Origin of the sequence: Lichenifustis flavocetrariae (assembly GCF_026130545.1) — a bacterium.
Classification (GTDB): domain Bacteria; phylum Pseudomonadota; class Alphaproteobacteria; order Rhizobiales; family Beijerinckiaceae; genus Lichenihabitans; species Lichenihabitans flavocetrariae.
In genome coordinates this window covers 1-16,091 of sequence record NZ_JAMOIM010000013.1, presented here as the reverse complement: position 1 = coordinate 16,091, position 16,091 = coordinate 1, and the positions used below count along the sequence as shown (strand labels likewise).

General features: G+C 65.3%; 17 protein-coding genes and 2 pseudogenes. 15 read left to right on the top strand and 4 right to left on the bottom strand.

Annotated elements, in window-relative coordinates; genetic code table 11:
- The first annotated feature begins 53 nt into the window (after positions 1 to 53).
- The 4 genes from M8523_RS18685 to M8523_RS18670 all read left to right on the top strand — a co-directional run bounded on the left by M8523_RS18685 (position 54) and on the right by M8523_RS18670 (position 1,905).
- Entirely contained in the window at positions 54 to 788 is a 735-nt protein-coding gene (locus tag M8523_RS18685; protein ID WP_282586417.1) for an SDR family oxidoreductase, read from the top strand.
- Between the two features lie 156 nt (positions 789 to 944).
- Positions 945 to 1,487: a carboxymuconolactone decarboxylase family protein gene (locus M8523_RS18680; protein WP_282586416.1), complete on the top strand. Its 543-nt coding sequence runs from the start codon at positions 945 to 947 to the stop codon at positions 1,485 to 1,487.
- Between the two features lie 65 nt (positions 1,488 to 1,552).
- Positions 1,553 to 1,687 (top strand): hypothetical protein, encoded by a 135-nt coding sequence (locus M8523_RS18675; protein WP_282586415.1) that lies wholly within the window; start codon positions 1,553 to 1,555, stop codon positions 1,685 to 1,687.
- Complete coding sequence (locus M8523_RS18670; protein WP_282586414.1) at positions 1,684 to 1,905, top strand: hypothetical protein; 222 nt, start codon at positions 1,684 to 1,686, stop codon at positions 1,903 to 1,905. The genes M8523_RS18675 and M8523_RS18670 overlap by 4 nt, the downstream gene beginning before the upstream one ends.
- A gap of 54 nt (positions 1,906 to 1,959) precedes the next feature.
- Here M8523_RS18670 and M8523_RS18665 read toward each other — a convergent pair whose 3' ends face one another.
- Positions 1,960 to 2,088: a hypothetical protein gene (locus M8523_RS18665; protein WP_282586413.1), complete on the bottom strand. Its 129-nt coding sequence runs from the start codon at positions 2,086 to 2,088 to the stop codon at positions 1,960 to 1,962.
- Positions 2,089 to 2,384: 296 nt separating this feature from the next.
- On the opposite strand from M8523_RS18665, the gene M8523_RS18660 reads away from it, so the two are divergent.
- Positions 2,385 to 2,669, top strand: coding sequence for a type IV secretory system conjugative DNA transfer family protein (locus M8523_RS18660; RefSeq protein ID WP_282586412.1), 285 nt, complete (start codon positions 2,385 to 2,387; stop codon positions 2,667 to 2,669).
- Here the strand turns inward: M8523_RS18660 and M8523_RS36765 are convergent.
- Positions 2,657 to 3,065 (bottom strand): annotated as a pseudogene (locus M8523_RS36765) (helix-turn-helix domain-containing protein); the annotation flags it as partial. The gene M8523_RS18660 and the pseudogene M8523_RS36765 overlap by 13 nt on opposite strands.
- Positions 3,066 to 3,239: 174 nt before the next feature.
- Positions 3,240 to 4,148, bottom strand: coding sequence for a LysR substrate-binding domain-containing protein (locus tag M8523_RS18650; RefSeq protein WP_282586410.1), 909 nt, complete (start codon positions 4,146 to 4,148; stop codon positions 3,240 to 3,242).
- A 241-nt stretch (positions 4,149 to 4,389) separates the two neighbouring features.
- Between M8523_RS18650 and M8523_RS18645 the strand changes: the two genes are divergently transcribed.
- The 3 genes from M8523_RS18645 to M8523_RS18635 all read left to right on the top strand — a co-directional run bounded on the left by M8523_RS18645 (position 4,390) and on the right by M8523_RS18635 (position 7,884).
- Positions 4,390 to 5,247, top strand: coding sequence for an N-acyl homoserine lactonase family protein (locus M8523_RS18645; RefSeq protein ID WP_282586409.1), 858 nt, complete (start codon positions 4,390 to 4,392; stop codon positions 5,245 to 5,247).
- A gap of 11 nt (positions 5,248 to 5,258) precedes the next feature.
- Positions 5,259 to 6,272 (top strand): zinc-dependent alcohol dehydrogenase family protein, encoded by a 1,014-nt coding sequence (locus M8523_RS18640; RefSeq protein ID WP_282586408.1) that lies wholly within the window; start codon positions 5,259 to 5,261, stop codon positions 6,270 to 6,272.
- 178 nt (positions 6,273 to 6,450) lie between these two features.
- On the top strand, positions 6,451 to 7,884 hold the full coding sequence (locus M8523_RS18635; RefSeq protein ID WP_282586407.1) for an MFS transporter: 1,434 nt from the start codon (positions 6,451 to 6,453) through the stop codon (positions 7,882 to 7,884).
- A gap of 177 nt (positions 7,885 to 8,061) precedes the next feature.
- Here M8523_RS18635 and M8523_RS18630 read toward each other — a convergent pair whose 3' ends face one another.
- A complete protein-coding gene (locus M8523_RS18630) occupies positions 8,062 to 9,012 on the bottom strand; it encodes a LysR family transcriptional regulator (protein ID WP_282586406.1) in 951 nt (316 codons plus the stop codon).
- A gap of 155 nt (positions 9,013 to 9,167) precedes the next feature.
- On the opposite strand from M8523_RS18630, the gene M8523_RS18625 reads away from it, so the two are divergent.
- From M8523_RS18625 to M8523_RS18590, 7 genes and pseudogenes are all read left to right on the top strand, one after another.
- Complete coding sequence (locus M8523_RS18625; RefSeq protein WP_282586405.1) at positions 9,168 to 10,013, top strand: NmrA family NAD(P)-binding protein; 846 nt, start codon at positions 9,168 to 9,170, stop codon at positions 10,011 to 10,013.
- Position 10,014: 1 nt separating this feature from the next.
- A pseudogene (locus M8523_RS18615) lies at positions 10,015 to 11,663 on the top strand (CocE/NonD family hydrolase).
- Complete coding sequence (locus M8523_RS18610; RefSeq protein WP_282586402.1) at positions 11,660 to 12,400, top strand: SDR family NAD(P)-dependent oxidoreductase; 741 nt, start codon at positions 11,660 to 11,662, stop codon at positions 12,398 to 12,400. The pseudogene M8523_RS18615 and the gene M8523_RS18610 overlap by 4 nt, the downstream one beginning before the upstream one ends.
- A gap of 90 nt (positions 12,401 to 12,490) precedes the next feature.
- Positions 12,491 to 13,567, top strand: coding sequence for an alkene reductase (locus M8523_RS18605; RefSeq protein ID WP_282586401.1), 1,077 nt, complete (start codon positions 12,491 to 12,493; stop codon positions 13,565 to 13,567).
- Positions 13,568 to 13,598: 31 nt separating this feature from the next.
- Positions 13,599 to 14,207, top strand: a complete 609-nt coding sequence (locus M8523_RS18600; protein ID WP_282586400.1) for an isochorismatase family protein — start codon at positions 13,599 to 13,601, stop codon at positions 14,205 to 14,207.
- Positions 14,204 to 15,151 (top strand): alpha/beta fold hydrolase, encoded by a 948-nt coding sequence (locus M8523_RS18595; RefSeq protein ID WP_282586399.1) that lies wholly within the window; start codon positions 14,204 to 14,206, stop codon positions 15,149 to 15,151. The genes M8523_RS18600 and M8523_RS18595 overlap by 4 nt, the downstream gene beginning before the upstream one ends.
- Complete coding sequence (locus tag M8523_RS18590) at positions 15,148 to 15,696, top strand: cupin domain-containing protein (RefSeq protein ID WP_282586398.1); 549 nt, start codon at positions 15,148 to 15,150, stop codon at positions 15,694 to 15,696. The genes M8523_RS18595 and M8523_RS18590 overlap by 4 nt, the downstream gene beginning before the upstream one ends.
- The last annotated feature ends 395 nt before the right edge of the window (positions 15,697 to 16,091 follow it).

Below are 16,091 nucleotides of genomic sequence, written 5' to 3'. Positions count from 1 at the left end.
CCGGTCGGCCGGGCGGGCCGTCATGATGCAAGGGCATTTCGGGAGCGTCTCTCATGCCCAAGTCCCTAGACAAGATCATCCTCATCACCGGCGCCAGCAGCGGCATCGGCGAAGCGACCGTCCGCATGCTGGCCGCAGCCGGCGCGACCGTCATACTCGGCGCCCGTCGCACTGAGCGACTGGAGCAAGTCGCGAGCGCGATCGCCCAGGCGGGCGGCGCGGCTCGCGTGAGCGCCCTCGATGTCACCCGCCGTGGAGACATGGAGGCGTTCGCCAAGCGTGCGCTGGACGAGTTCGGTCGGATCGACGTGATCGTCAACAATGCCGGCGTCATGCCGCTCTCGCCCATGGCCGCGCTCAAGGTCGACGAGTGGGATCGCATGGTCGACGTCAACATCAAGGGCGTGCTGCACGGCGTCGCCGCCGTGCTGCCGGCGATGAACGCGCAAGGCTTCGGCCACATCGTCAACATCGCCTCCATCGGCGGGCTGCACGTCACGCCGACCGCCACCGTCTATTGCGCGACAAAGTTCGCCGTCCGCGCCATCTCCGACGGACTGCGCCAGGAGAATGACCGCATCCGCGTGACCTGCGTCTGCCCCGGCGTGGTCGAGTCGGAACTCGCCGACAGCATCTCCGATGAGCGGGCGCGCGAGGAGATGCGGGGCTTCCGCGCGATCGCGCTCAAGCCTGAAGCCATCGGCGCCGCGATCCTCCACGCGATCTCTCAGCCGGAGGACGTCGACACGACCGAGATCGTCGTACGCCCGGTCGCCAGTCCGTACTGAGGCCCCGGAGCGCGCAATGTGAGCCCGACGAGAGCATGTCCATGAGCAACATCGCTGATCAATGGCAACAGGAAGTGGGCAGCGCCTCGAGCGACACCCGGAGCGATCGCTTCCGTCACGGACTTCACGTCTATACTCGGACGACTGCCAACGCTTATGGCGGCGGCCTCAACCCCGTCTCTGGCCGACTTGCAGCAGGAGTTTCCCTTCCTGGTCGACGCGGCGATGTCGTTCGCGATCGGCGAGGTTTGGGACCGTCCGCATCTCGCTCCCAAGAGCCGGGAACTCGCCATGTTTTCAGCCCTGGCCGCCCTGGGCCGCGACGGCTATCCGCAACTCCGGCTTCACGTCCAATATGCCCTCAACTTCGGTGCGACGCCCGTCGAACTGCGCGAGATCGTCAATCTGACGCTGGTCACCGCGGGCGTGCCGAAGGCGCTCAATGTAGCGCCGGAGGTCCGAGCCGTCGTCGGCGGCCTACCGCGTGACCAAGCGGCCGCAGCTGCTGAGACGGCGGGTAGCCGACGTGCCCGCGGCGAGGCAACGTTGTCGTCACTCAACGGCGGGCCGACCGACATCAGCGCCGACGCGGTACTTGGAACCCTGGCTGAGGACTTCCCACTCCTAGTCAACGCCGCGCTTTCCTTTGCGCTCGGCGACGTCTGGTCGCGAGCCATCCTCGATCCGGTCGGCCGATGAAGGCGTCGCTTCCGAGATGGGTAATTTGTCCCGCCTGCTGGCACCTACCCCAAAAGGACTATCGTTTGAATGTTGCCCGATCGTTCGCCTTCGTGAACGCAATTTCGGCGGCCCGGACCCCGGCCGACCTCGGGACACAGCTTGTCCGCCTTGCCGAGGCGTTCGGCTTCTCGTCAGTGTTCGGCGACTTCGTACAATGATGCAGGCGGGCCTCGATCTCCGGCGGGACGAGATCGTCGGCTACATCAAGGCGGTGCTGCCGATCGTCATCCAACAGACCAAGGTCGGCGGATGGCGCGGCACCTCGGCGGTACACTTTGCCGAATTGGCCCGATGGCAGGCCGAACGAGGCGGATCAGGCAATAAGGTCGCCGACCGCGGGGGGAGGGGGTCCCGTGCGGCGCGTCGTCGTCCATAGGATCGTCATCACGATCATCGGGCTTCTCGCCCTCTGGTTGCTGTGGAGCCTTGCCTACGAGATCGTCGTCGCCTTGCGCTGGGCGCCGACGCGGTTTCCGGGGAGGGGACCCGCCGCTGGGCCCTGCTGCGAATGCAGAACGCCGATCTCTCGATCGGCTTCGGCCTCATCGACTGGCAGCATTTCTGGGTCCGGCTGTTCCACGGCGCAACGTAGACGGAAGCGCTTGTCAGGGCAGGGCTTGCCGCCGCCGCGGTGGCGGGGCTGGGCATGGCCAGCGCGCTCTTCACCTTCATCAACCGGCTCCAGATGCCGTTCGGGTCGGCGCGGTTCGGCAGCCTGATGGACAGGGCGCGCCAGGGTCTCTCGGGCCAGCAGGGCATCGTGCTCGGCACGATGAACGGACGACTATCCTGTCGGACGAGCGGGCGCATATCCTCATCGTTGGCTCCTCGCGGTCAGGCAAGGGCACCGGCCTCGTGCTGCCGAACGGCTATATCTGGCAGGGCTCGGCCGTCTTCTTCGATCCCAAGCGGGAAAATTTCGAGGCGCTCGCCAAACATCGCACCGCGATGGGCAACAAGGTCTTCATGTTCTCGCCGGGGTCGAACGACACCCATCGGTATAATCCATTGGATTTCGCGCGACGTGACGAGCGAATGGCGACGGACTGCCTCGTGGTCGCCTCCTTCGTGATCCCAGAGCGGGCGATCTGCTCCGGGCTCCATGCTCTGGTCCATCGCCGTTCTTACCTCGGTTTATGACGTTGTCCTTTCCAGGACACCACAGCCGGGCCGCGGACTGAAGCGCCGCTCGAAGCGACGACAAGCCCGGCCAGTCGGTCCTCTACGTAAATTCACGGAGTTGGGTTGAACACGAGCTTCGTTCGCCTTGGGCGGCGGGCGGACAGCTCCGCGTGCCTCTGCGCCGTGGTCGCTCGAACCTCCAGCTCCCCAGATCGGGTGGCCGTGTTGCGGCGCAACTCCCGCGAAATCGTCGATGCCGCCCGGTCGAGGCGCCGTGCGATCTCATGCATGGAAGATCCTCAACACGAAGAAAACGATCTCCTCTCGCTCAGCAAATGAGAGATTTCGCCCTGAGAGCGGCTTCGCCGAGAGCCCAAGCATCGCTGGTGGCATGCCGCCCGCCTTCCGGAACCATCATGTTCCGACAAACGCATCCTTACACCCGAATTCGTCCGAGGCACCGGCACGGTGAGACCGCAATACTCGGGCATTGGTCGTTTCTCAACGACGCATCGATCGTTTTGTCCTTTCGCGACAATGCGCGGTCACTGGCGCCCAGGTCTGATGGGGACGATCGGCACCGGCGGTTTATTCCAACTTCGTTGACGCGCTCTCGGCTAAGAACTGGATCACTGCTTGCGCCGCGGCAGAAAGGATTCCGGCGCGCGGGTGGCAGACGCTCCATCCTGGAAATTTCGGCAGGAAGCTCGTCAGAAGCAGTTCGATCTCCCGTCGCGCCACCGCCGCGCCGGCGTGCTGCTCGAGCACGAAAGCGATGCCGACGGACTGGATAGCGGCCGCCACGGCCAACTCGCAATGCGAAACGGTCAATGGACCCTCGACATCGACTTGGGTCGTGCAGCCGTCGATCATGAACACCCATCGATACGGATAATCCGTATCAGGGCGTCGCCACTGAATGCAGCGGTGGTTCAAAAGATCCGTCGGTGTCGCGGGCGCGCCATGTTCGGCGAGATAGGCCTGCGAGGCGACGGCGACATGCCGGACCGGACCGCCGATCGCGACCGCTGTGGTCGACGCATCCAGCGCGCCGGACAGGCGGACGTCCAGATCGAAGCCGGCGCGGATGATGTCGATGAGCACATCGTCGATGACAACCTCGAGCTGGATCTTCGGAAAGCAGCGGTACAGCCCGCCGAACCGACCTTCCAACAGCCTCGCATAGGCCGCCCGCGGCATGTGGAGCCGGACGAGACCGGCCGGCGCGCTGCTCAATTCGCGAAGGTCGATGACCGCCGCCTCCATCTCGGCCATCGCCGGCTTGAACCGGTCGAACAGCCGCACGCCGGCCCCCGTCATCGAGACGCTCCGGGTGGTGCGGTGTAGCACCTGAACGCCGAGTCGTTCCTCGAGCCTTTTGACCGTTTGGCTCAGGGACGAAGGGGCGATCCTCAGCCGCTTCGCAGCCTTCGCGAAGCTGCCCTGGTCCACGACGGCCACGAAGGCGGCGAGTTCGGCGTAGTCTGACCCGCGCATTATGCCTCGATCTACGAAGAAATAAGTTGAATTATAGCCGATAGTGTACAGGGCGCCAGCCCTGTACCTGTTGCGGCCATGAGATCGCTTCGGTTCCCGCTCGCCATTTCGGCTGTGACCTGTATCGGCCGGGGCGTCGAGAGAGGCGCAGCTCCTTGGCTCCGCTGCCGTCACCCGAGTCGTCGAAAAGCCGAGGTTCGCGTGCCCGCAATCAGCCACGACCAAAGGAAGGCACCCCGCAATGTCACGTTTTCTCCAAACCACGGCTCTCGTGCTCGCGCTCGGCTTGAGCCCCGCTTCCGGCACGCAGGCGCAGACATCCCCGTCTCCGCGGCCGCTCGTGAAGCTTTGGCGCCTGGATTGCGGGTCCTTCGACGCCCCGACGGACGACTTCTCGGATCTGTTCGCGCATACGGGCCAGCAGAGCGCTTACGTCGATAGCTGCTACCTCGTCCGCCACGGCACGGACCTGCTGTTGTGGGACACAGGGCTCCCCCGCGCCTTGATCGGCCACAGGGCCGACCCGTTCCTGCCGATCCGGATGACGTTGATCCGCTCTGTCGTGGCGCAGCTCGCGGCCCTCGGCTTGCAGCCGTCCGACGTCAGCATCGTCGCCATCAGTCACAACCACTCCGATCACACGGGACAAGCGGCTGACTTCCCGTCTGCTCGCCTTCTCATGGCGAGGGTGGATTTCGAAGCGCTCCGGCAGACGCCCGCGCCGTTCTTCACCGATCCGGGCGCACTCTCGCCGTGGCTGGCGGGCGGTGCAAAGCAGGAGCTGGTTTCCGGCGACCACGACGTGTTCGGCGACGGCACCGTTGTGATGGTCGCCCTCCCGGGGCACACGGCAGGCAATCACGGCCTGCTGGTCCGCCTCGCGCACCATGGACCCGTGCTGATTTCGGGAGATGCCCTTCATTCCCCGAGCCAACTCACGACGCGAGCCATGCCGCCGTCGAATCTGAGCCGCGCCGATTCGCTCGCGTCCATCGATCGGATCATCGGCATCGTGCGGGACGCTCATGCCGCGCTGGTGATCGAACATGACCCGGGCTCGGTTGCCAAGCTGCCCGCCTTCCCTCAGGCCGCCGATTGATGGGGTCGAAGATGAAGCTCTGGGCACTGAACGACTACGGCCGCGCGAACCTCCGTCAGCGCTCGGCACCGATCCCCGAGCCGGGTCCCGGCGAGGTGCTGGTAAAGGTCGCCGCGGTCTCGCTCAACCACCGTGACATCATGATGGTCGCGGACGGGATGGGCGCTCCTCTGAGTTTTCCTTTCTCGCCGGGGTCGGACATGGCCGGCTCTGTCGCGGCGCTCGGCGAGGGCGCGGCGCGCTTCAGCGTCGGCGACCGGGTGATCTCCACCTTCATGCCAGGCTGGATCGACGGACGAACCGCGGGTAACGCGCGCACTCCCTCTTATCGGGCGCTGGGTGGCGAGCTGCCGGGTGTCCTCGCCGAATATCTCGTCGTCCCGGACGGGTGGCTGGTCCGCGCACCCCAGAGCCTCGATGACGGGGAGGCGAGCACACTGCCGGTCGCCGGTCTGACGGCCTGGTTCGCACTGATCGAGCGCGGGACGTTGCGGGCGGGTGAAACCGTGCTCGTTCAGGGCACCGGCGGCGTTGCGCTCTTCGGCATCCAGATCGCACGCATGCACGGCGCAACCGTGATTGTGACCTCGGGAAGCAGCGAGAAGCTCGACCGCGCAAAGGCGCTTGGCGCGACCTACGTTATCAACCGACACACGGAAGACTGGGTCGAGGCCGTTTACCATCACACAAGGGACCACGGGGCCGACCACATCCTTGAGCTGATCGGCGGCGCCAATTTGGGCCGTTCGATCGCTGCGGTCGCCGTTGCGGGGCGGATCTCGGTCATCGGTCTCCTCGAAGGGCTGGAGCTGTCCGGCCCGGCCGTGCCGCTGCTGCTGAAATCGCCGGTGATCCAAGGTGTCGCGGTGGGCCACCGCCGGGCGCTGGAGGATTTTGTTCTGGCGATCGACCGCAACGGCCTGAAGCCCGTGATTCAGCGCCGCTACGGTTTCGATGCGCTACCCGAGGCTCTGGCAGCCTTCGATTGCGGCCCGTTCGGCAAGATCGTGGTCGAAATCGCGTGAAGATCCCGTACGACAGACCCATGCGATCCCCCACGGGCCGCGGCCGGTATCGACTGCTCGACGGGCATGCGCGCATGGCCGTCGCCAGGGCAACTGCGGCGATACCCTCGTTTCTTCGCGCCGCCGAAGATCGGGCCATTCACGCACGACGATGCCGCTCTCACAGCTGACGGTCCCCATGCAGAAACGTACCGGAACTCTGATTGCGAGCGCGCTCGGGATCACCGTCGTCCAGCTCAACGCAGCGGTGGTGACGGTGGCGTTCGCCTCGCTGCGGCAGGCATTCAGTGTCGACGTCGTGGCGCTGCAATGGACGGTGAACGCCTACGCCCTGCTGCTGGCGGCGCTGCTGCTCAGCGCGGGCCTGCTCGGCGACCGGTTCGGCGGGCGACGTGTTTTTGCGGCGGGATTCGGCCTGTCGGCGCTGTCGGCGCTCGGCGCCGCCTGCGCGACCAGCTATTCGGAGCTGATCGGGATGCGCGCGTTGCAAGGGGTCGGTGCCGCCATGTTGCTGCCGGCGTCGTTGTCGCTGCTAGGTCAGGTGTCGCCAAATCCGGCCGCGCGCGCTCAGGCGATCGGCACCTGGTCCGCGGCGGGCAGCTTGGCGCTGGCACTCGGCCCTGTGGTCGGCGGGCTTCTGATCGCGCGGGGAGGATGGCCCGTGGTGTTCCTGCCGAGCGTGCCTTTGTGCCTGGTCGGTCTCTGGCTGACCCTCCGCCACGCGCCGCTGGAGACGGGTGCGGAGCGGGCGCAACTCGACTGGCCGGGACAGGTGGTCGCCATGATCGGTCTTGCCAGCCTGACCTGGAGCGCCCGCTCCGCCGCGCAGGGCTGGCGCGATCCTGAAGTCTGGGTCGGGGTTGCGGTGTTTGTGGTCGCCGCAGTTATCTTCGTGGTGGTGGAGGGGCGGAGCTTGGCGCCGATGGTGCCCCCCAAATTGTTCCGCTCCCCTGCCTTGAGCGCTGTCATGGCCGCCCGCGCCCTGGTCAATTTCGCCTATTACGGCTTGGTGTTCGTATTCAGCCTGTTCTTTCAGACGATCCAACACCGCTCGGCTCTGGCGACCGGGCTCATGTTCCTGCCAATGACCGGCAGCCTCATCGCGATGACCGTGGTGGCCGGGCGTCTGTGCGCTCGGTACGGACCGCACCGCCCGGCCCTCGCTGGGCTCGCGATCTCGGCCGGTGGCTATCTCGTCCTTCTCTGGACCGGCGCGACGACCCCGCCGATCGTCTTCGCAGTACCGTTTTTCGTGGTCGGTTGCGGCGTCGCGCTGGTGGTACCCTCGCTGACGGTAGCATGCCTCGGAGCCGTCCGGTCCCAGGACAGCGGGATCGCTTCGGGCCTGCTCAACGCCTCGGCGCAAACGGGCGGCGTGCTGGGGGTGGCCCTCTTCGCGGCCATGCTCGCAACCGACCGGTCGAGCGCCTTCCTGGTTGGCACGCACGCAGCCGTGCTGACAGCGACGGCTGCGCTGGTCCTGAGTTTCATATTGCTGATCCGGTTCATGAAGCCCGCCGACGTCGCGCAGCCGGCATGTTCCTCATCTACCGACGAGCGCTGCCGTGGTGAAGTACGCCTCCACTTGGGATCATGCAACGGCTGCTTGTAAACGCCGATTCAGGCTGAGATAGAGCCTGCATAGACGGCCTCCTGATCGATCAGCAGCGTGTCGTCGAGAAGCTCGACGCGTCCGGCCACTGCCGCTTCGCAGATGCGATGAAGATCCCGCGCTGGCGGTTGAGCATAGCGAACAATGCGAGCAGAACCGGCTTCTCATCATGTAAGCCTAATCGTCGCTGGCTGTGACTGGGTGAGAGACGGCCATGATGTCATCTTGCCAGGAAAGACCGACGGCTGAAACGGCCTTCATGTAGGTCACGAACGCCCTCACGGAAGGCGACAATTCGCGGCTGCTCGGGAACACGAGGCTGACGTCAAGCGGCGGCAGTTCCCATTCGGAGAAGAGGCGAATCAACCGCCGGGCAGCGATGTCGGGGGCGCAGAGATAGCCCGATAAAACACCGATGCCCGCACCGTTCACGACAAGTCGGTGGATCGTGACGGGATCATTGACCGCAATGCGTGGCTCGTTCTCGACCGTGATCGTAGCTTGGCCCGGGCGGTGGAATATCCAGGGACGTGGGCGCCCATCGGAACCGAGCATTTCAATCAAGTCATGCTCTGCCAGTGCTCTGATTCCGCCCGGCTCACCCCGGCGCTGGAGGTAGATCGGCGACGCGCAGGTATATCGGCAGATCGTCCCGAGGTGCGTCGAAACCATTTCGGAGTCGTTCATGGGACCGATCCGGATCGCGATGTCCATACCCTCCGCGACTAGATCGACATTGCGACTCGTCAGCTCCAGCGCCACGCGCACGTGAGGATGTCGTTCAATGAACGGGGGTAGCAGATCGCTCAGGACGTTCAGCCCAAAGCCGATACCGCTGGTAATGCGTAGGACTCCCCGCGGCCCATCCCCGAGGCTTCCGACTTCGTCGACGGCCTGATCGATGCCCGTCAGGATGCTGAGGCAACGATCTTGCAACAGGATACCGGACGCGGTAAGCCGTACCTCGCGCGTGGTGCGTTGCACGAGACGCGTGGATAGCGCGTGTTCGAGGCGCGCTATGCCTCGGCTCACCGAAGACTTCGGCATGCCGATCTCGCGAGCCGCGGCAGAAAAGCTTCGTAGGCGAGCCACGCTGGCGAAGACGCGCAAGTCGTTCAAGTCGATCATCAGACCATCCCAACTCAGGAACAGTGCGTTCCTACAAGGTCCTGAGGGGTAGCCCAACAGGAGCGTTATGTCCTTCGAGGATCACGGAGGACGACTATGCCTAACCAGATCAACCGCGTGCACGCGCTAGACTCAGCCCAAGTCGGGAAAAGATCGTGAACGGCGGTACGGCAACGGTGCTGGCTGTCGGCGCTGCTGGGCGGTTCGCCGGCTTGGTGGTGCCCGCGCTCGCCGAGCACGGAGCGCGCGTGCGCGGGTTCATTCAGGATCCCGCCCAGGGCGACGCCGTGCGCGACCACGGCGCCCAGGAGATCGCGGTCGGCGACTTGCGGGACCGGTCCAGCCTCGATGCAGCGGTGCGCGGGGTCGATGCCGTCTTCTACATCGCCCCCGCTTTCCAGGACCATGAGGCAGACTTGGGCCTCGCAATGGTCGAGGCGGCGAAGGCCGCAGGGGTCAGCCGCTTCGTCTTCTCCTCCGTGATCCACCCTATTCTGAGCGCCCTCGTCAACCATGGCGCAAAGGCGCCGGTCGAGGAAGCGGTGCTCGCATCCGACATGGAATATACGTTCCTCCATCCAGCCCTGTTCTTCCAGAACTTGGATCAGGCCTGGCCAACGGTCGCCAAGACCAGCGTGTTCGCCGAGCCGTGGTCGACCGACACGCGCTTCAGTCGGGTGGATTATCGTGACGTGGCCGAAGCGGCGGCCATGGCCCTGACCAGCGATCGTTTGAACTTCGGCACCTTCGAGCTGTGCGCCGAAGGCGATCTCGATCGCCGCGACGTCGCCGCGATGATGGGCGACGTGCTGGGGCAGTCTGTCGAGGCGCAGATCGCCCATCCCAAGGGCGTCTCGGCCGCGATGCAACTGATGTTCGACTATTACGACCGCCACGGACTGCTCGGCTCGTGCGTGACGCTTCGCGCGATCCTCGGCCGCGAGCCGAGATCGTTGCGGGCCTATTTCGAAGAACTCGCCGCCTCATCGAAGGTGCACTGAGGTGGTCGACGTCAACGTCACGCCGTTCGAGATCGAGGTGACCACCCGGTACGGGGATTTGGTCCGGGCGGACGTCTACCTTCCAAAGAACGGGAACGGGCCATTTCCCGTGCTGCTCGGGGCCTCGCCCTATCAGAAGGCGCTCCGCCATCTGCCGCCGGCGCCGCAGGTGTTTCCGTTCACCGAGTACGGTCCGATCCAGCTCTATCTCGACGAGGGCTACGCCTACGTCGCGATGGATGTGCCGGGGACGGGCCGTTCGGACGGGACCTGGGACCCGGTCAGCCGCGCCGAAGGCAGGCGATCCACGACATGATCGAGCATGTGGCAACGCAGGGCTGGGCTGGGCCGATCGGGATGGTCGGCATGTCCTACTACTGCTGGAGCCAGTGGAACGCCGCGCGCACCAAGCCGCCGCACCTCGTCACCATCGCCGCCTTCGACGGCGCGACCGACATGTATCGCGACTGGATGTACCACGGCGGCATCCCGATCCAGGGCTTCCTGAACTCCTGGCTCTACGGCTCGGTGATCCTCGAGCACATGGGCGAAGGGCTCTCGATCACCAACCATGGCCGCGGCCAGATCCTCAGCCGGATGTACGAGCATCCGTTCGACGACGCGTGGCAGCGGCGGCGCTCCCCCTTTTGGGAGCTCGATCAGGTCGACATCCCCGTTTTGTCGATCGGCGCGTGGGGCAAGGCGTCGCTCCACCTGCGCGGAAACTTCGAAGGTTATAGGCTCGTGAAGGGCCCCAAGCAGCTCCTGATCACCGGAGCGCAAACCTTCGCCGAGGCTCAGCTGCTCTATTTCAACGAGGAGTTCCACCGGGCCGAGGTGCTGCCCTGGTACGATCACCATCTGAAGGGGCGGGACAACGGCGTGATGGATCGCCCGCAGGTCCGCTTCTTCGTCCAAGGCGAGGGCGCGACCCTCGGCGCACCGGACTGGCCGCCGCCCGACGCGACGATCGCCGAGTTCCATCTGAGCGGCGCCAAGAGCGGCCACGAGCAGTCGCTCAACGACGGCTCGCTCATCGCCGAGCGGCCCGCCGCCGATGGCGGGGCAACAAGTTGGACCTATCCCGACCCCAAGTGGATGGCCGGCGTCACGACGATGGACAAGCAAGGCGTACCGCACCACACCGCGCGCGTCGTCACCTTCACGTCCCAGTCATTCGACCAGGATCGCGAGTTCACCGGGCAGGGCGTCCTACATCTCTTCGCGTCCTCGGACCAGACCGACATGGATGTGATGGTCAAGCTCTCGCTGCTGCCGGGCGACCCGGAGAAGCCGCCCTCTATCCGCGTCTCGCAGGGTTGGTTGCGGGCCTCGCACCGCGCCGAGGACCCCGAGCTGACCACCGAGATGCGGCCGTTCCTGAGGCACGATCGCGCCGAGCCGATTGCGCCGGGCGAGGCCTACGAGTTCCGGATCGAGTTGATCCCGATGTCCGTGCTTGTCGCCAAAGGCGAGCGGCTTCGGCTCGAGATCAGCAACTGGGAGTCGGCGATCACCGAAGCGCCGATGACGCACTGGTACGGCCAGAAGGTCGGCACCGACACCTACCACCACGACGCCGCGCATCCCTCCCGGCTGCGCCTCCATGAGCGGCCGCGCAGTATTGCAGCAGAGAAGGTCCCAAAATGAAGACCGATCGCATCGTCGTCATCACGGGCGCCGCGGGCGGCATGGGGAAGCTCGCCGTCGAGCGCTTCCTGGCCAACGGCGACACCGTCGTGGCCACCGACACCAGCGACAAAGCGCTGAAGTTGCTGGTCGACAGTCAAGAGCCCGAGGCGAAGCTGCACACCGTCGTGGGCGACATCTCCAAGGAGGAGGATTGCGGACGGGTCGCGGCGCTGGCCAGTGATGTGGGCGGGCGTGTCGACGTGCTGGTGAACGTCGCCGGCTTCTTCCCGATGCAGACGTTCGACGAGATGACCGCCGACGACTTCCGCAAGGTGGTCGACATCAACCTCACCGGCACCTTCCTGATGATCAAGGCCATGGCGCCGCTGCTGCGCGGGCGCGGCTGGGGTCGGATCGTCAACATCGGCTCCGCATCAGTGTTTGAGGGCGTCGCCGACCAGGTCCATTACGTCGCAGCGAAATCGGGGCTGTTCGGCCTGTCGCGCAGCCTCGCCCGCGTGTTCGGCAAGGATGGCATTACGGTGAACGTCGTCACGCCGGGGCTGACGGTGACGCCGGCCGTGAAAGCCAACATGCCGCCCGAGCTGATCGATCAACAGATCAAGCTGCGCGCCCTTCCGCGTGAGGAAACGGGGCACGACCTGATCGGCGCAATCTTCTTCCTCGCCTCGCCCGACGCCGACTTCATCTCAGGCCAGACCGTCAACGTCGACGGCGGCAAGCACATGCTTTGACCATGGCCGCGAGATCCACCTGACCCTCTTCGCCTTCGCAGCACCCGGGCCGGCTTGGCCCGTGTCTCACCTCATAAAGGACAGTTCACGATGACCGACCTCTTCACTCCCTTCGATCTGCACGGTCTTACGCTCCCCAACCGCGTGTTGATGTCGGCCATGACCAGGACCCGCGCCAGCGAGGACGGTGTCCCGACCGATCTGATGCTCGACTATTACGTCCAGCGGGCTTCCTCCGGTCTGATGGTCACCGAGTGCGTGCAGGTGTCGGATCAGGCGCACGGCATCATCCGCTGCCCCGGCATCCACCGCGATGACCAGATCGCCGGGTGGCGTCGCATCACCGACGCCGTCCATGCGGCGGGCGGGCGCATCTTCTGCCAGATCTGGCATTGCGGCCGCGTCGCTCATCCCGACATGCGCGGCGGCGAAATGCCCGTCGGTCCGTCGGCCATCGCTGCGACCGGCGATTTCTTCCTGCCAACCGGACGCGTCGACTTCCCGATCCCTCGCGAGCTCGACATCGCCGAGATCCCCGCAATCGTCGAGACGTTCGCACAAGCGACCCGAAACGCCCGCGCCGCCGGCTTCGATGGTGTCGAGCTCCACGGCGCAAATGGCTACTTGCAGGACCAGTTCCTGCAGGACGGCAGCAACCGCCGCGCCGACGCCTATGGCGGCTCCGCCGAGAACCGCACACGGCTGATGCTGGAGACGGCCGAAGCGATGATCGCCGCCTGGTCGGCTGACCGGGTCGGCGTGCGGCTGTCGCCGTCGAGCTCTCTGTATGGGGTGGAAGACGGCAACAAGCGCGCGACGTTCGACTTTGTGATCCAGGCACTGAACGCGCTCGGCGTCGCCTATATCTGCCTCCTCGAGCCGAACGCCAAGGACGCGGAGCGCGCCCAGATCAAGCACGTGGTCGAGACGTTCCGCGACCTAGTATCGGTGCCGTTGATCGTCAACACCGGCTTCGACAAGGCGAAGGGCAACACCGCGATTGCGAGTGGTCAGGCCGACCTCGTCGCCTTCGGCGTGCCCTACATCGCCAACCCGGATCTCGTCGAACGCTTCGAAACCGACGCGCCGCTCAACAAGCCCAACCCCGCGCTTTTCTACGGCACTGGATCAGCGGGCTACACCGACTACCCGGCTCTCGCCGCGTAAGCGCGGCGACCCCGATCAAAGGAACAACAAGATGTCCTCTCCGCATTTCACGCCAGAGACGGCGGCGCTGGTCCTGATCGACCACCAGGTCGGCACGATCCAGCTGATCAAGAACGTCATGCCCGATACTGCGGTTCGCAACGCCGCGCTCCTCGGACAGGCGGCGCTTGCCTACAAGATGCCGATCGTGATGACCTCGAGCCAGGAGGACCACGTTCAGGGGCCGCTCCATCCCCTGCTCCAGCAAACCATGCCGGACGCCTATGCGGCCCGCGTCAAGCGCGTCGGCATAGTCAACGCTTGGACCGACGGCAACTTCGTGCGGGCGATCGAGGCGACGGGCCGGCGTCAGTTGATCATGGCCGCGGTAACGACCGACATCTGCCTCGTCTTTCCCGCGATCAGCGCCGTCGAGGCGGGCTTCGAAGTGCTCGCCGTGATGGACGCCTGCGGAACCGACACACAGATCGGCGAGGAGATGGCGCGTCGCCGCATGGAGCGCGCGGGCGTGTGGCTGACCTCGACCAACACGATGGTCGCCGAACTCGTCCAGGACTGGAGCACGCCAGAGGGCGGGCCGCTGGTCATGGCGATGACGGCAATCTCGCCGATGCTGCCGGTCGGGTGGGCGCGGCCATGACCGCGATGTTCGCCGGCCTGCCGATACCGGGCTTGCGCAGCGAGATGGAGACGGTCGGCGGCGTGCGCCTCCACCATTGGATCGGCGGTGACCCCGGAGGCCAGCCGGTGATCCTGTGGCACGGCTTTCTCTCGACCGGCTATGCGTGGCGGGAGGTCGCGACCGCGCTGGCGGAGGCGGGCATGTGGGTCCTGGTCCCGGACATGCGCGGCTTCGGCGACAGCGACAAGCCGGACGGCGTCGAGGGCTATGACGCTCGCGCCCTGTCGCAGGAATGCCGCGCGCTCGTCGCTAGCATCGGATTTAGGGCTGGCAAGCCCGTGATCCACGCGGCTCACGACATGGGTGCGCTCCCCGCTTTGATCTGGTCCGCCGACCACCCCCGCGAGGTCGCAGGCCTGCTCTATATCGAAGCCCCCGTGATGCTAGGCGAAGTCCTGCGAAAGGTGTTCACCTACACGCCCGACGCCATGGCGAACGGCTCGATGTGGTGGTGGATCTTGCCGCTCGCATCCGGCGTGCCCGAGGCGCTCATCGTGGGCAACGAGCGGGCGTTCCTTCAATGGTTCTTCCAAGGGCCCGCGACCGTGCGTCAGGACGTGTTCACCCCGGCGGTCGTGGACGAATACCTTCGCACCTTCGCCGGCCGCACCGGCGTGCTCGGCGCCCTGGGCGTCTACCGCGCCGCCTTCACCAGCATCGCGCAGACCGAACCGCTGACGAAACGCAAGATCAAGGCGCCCCTGGTGGCGCTCGGAGGCGAGAAGGGTCTGGGCGACAAGGTCGGCCAGATGGCCGCCTTGGTCGCCGAGAACGTCGAGGCCCACACCCTGTCCGATTGCGGGCATTTCATGCCCGAGGAGCGGCCCCGAGAAGTCGTCCGTCGCATACTCGCAGTCGCGGCGAAGGCCGTAATCCCCGAATCACAAGGAGAAGCACGATGAACGAATACTCGATCACCTCGACCGGCCGGACCGGTCCCATCCCCGCCGACGATCCGAACCGCAAACTGACCGTGGTCGATCCTGACGACCCCACCGCTCGCCATATCTCGCTCGTCGGGGACACCTATACAATTCTTGTCTCTGGCGACGAGACCGATGGCCGCTACTGTCTGATCGACATGCTGGTGCCCGACGGCAGCGGACCACCCCCGCATCGCCATGACTTCGAAGAGATGTTCTCGCTGCTGGAGGGAGAACTGGAGTTCACCTTCAGAGGCGAGACACAGACAGTGAGGGCCCCTGCCACCGCAAACATACCGTCCAATGCTCCGCACGCCTTTTGGAACACGTCGGGAAAGACTGTCCACATGCTGTGCATGTGCACGCCTGCGGGTCAGGAAGAGTTCTTCATGACAGTCGGGGTGGCCGTCGCCAGTCGCGACGCGGCACCACCGGAAATCAGTAAGGAGGAGCAGGCCGCCAAGGGTAAACTCGCGCAGGAACTGGCTCCGAAATACCGCACCGAGATGCTGACGCTCGCCTGATACGGTTTACTCCGGCGCGAACGCTGATGCGCACTTGAGCGCAAGACGCTAACAGCCACTATCGCTACGTTTCCCTCCTGCAGTCCTGAGACAAATACAGAACCTTCCGGCCAGCGCTTCGGTTGGAAACTCGGATCTTCTAGAACTGCATGCCGATCACTGTTTCAGGTTTGCGTCGTAGAAGAGGCGAACTCAATCTCGAGGCCATACTGATCCCGTCTGCTCTCAACACTCATCGTCCCTTGCTTACGACGTAAGTTCAGCGGGGAAGCGGATTCTGCCCCACGCGGTGCTCACCCACCTCGGCCGCCGCTCGAATGCGAATTCCGATGCAAGCCGGCCGGGTATTCCGATCTGAAGCCGGCCAGCGTTCCGATTTGATGTCGGCCACCATT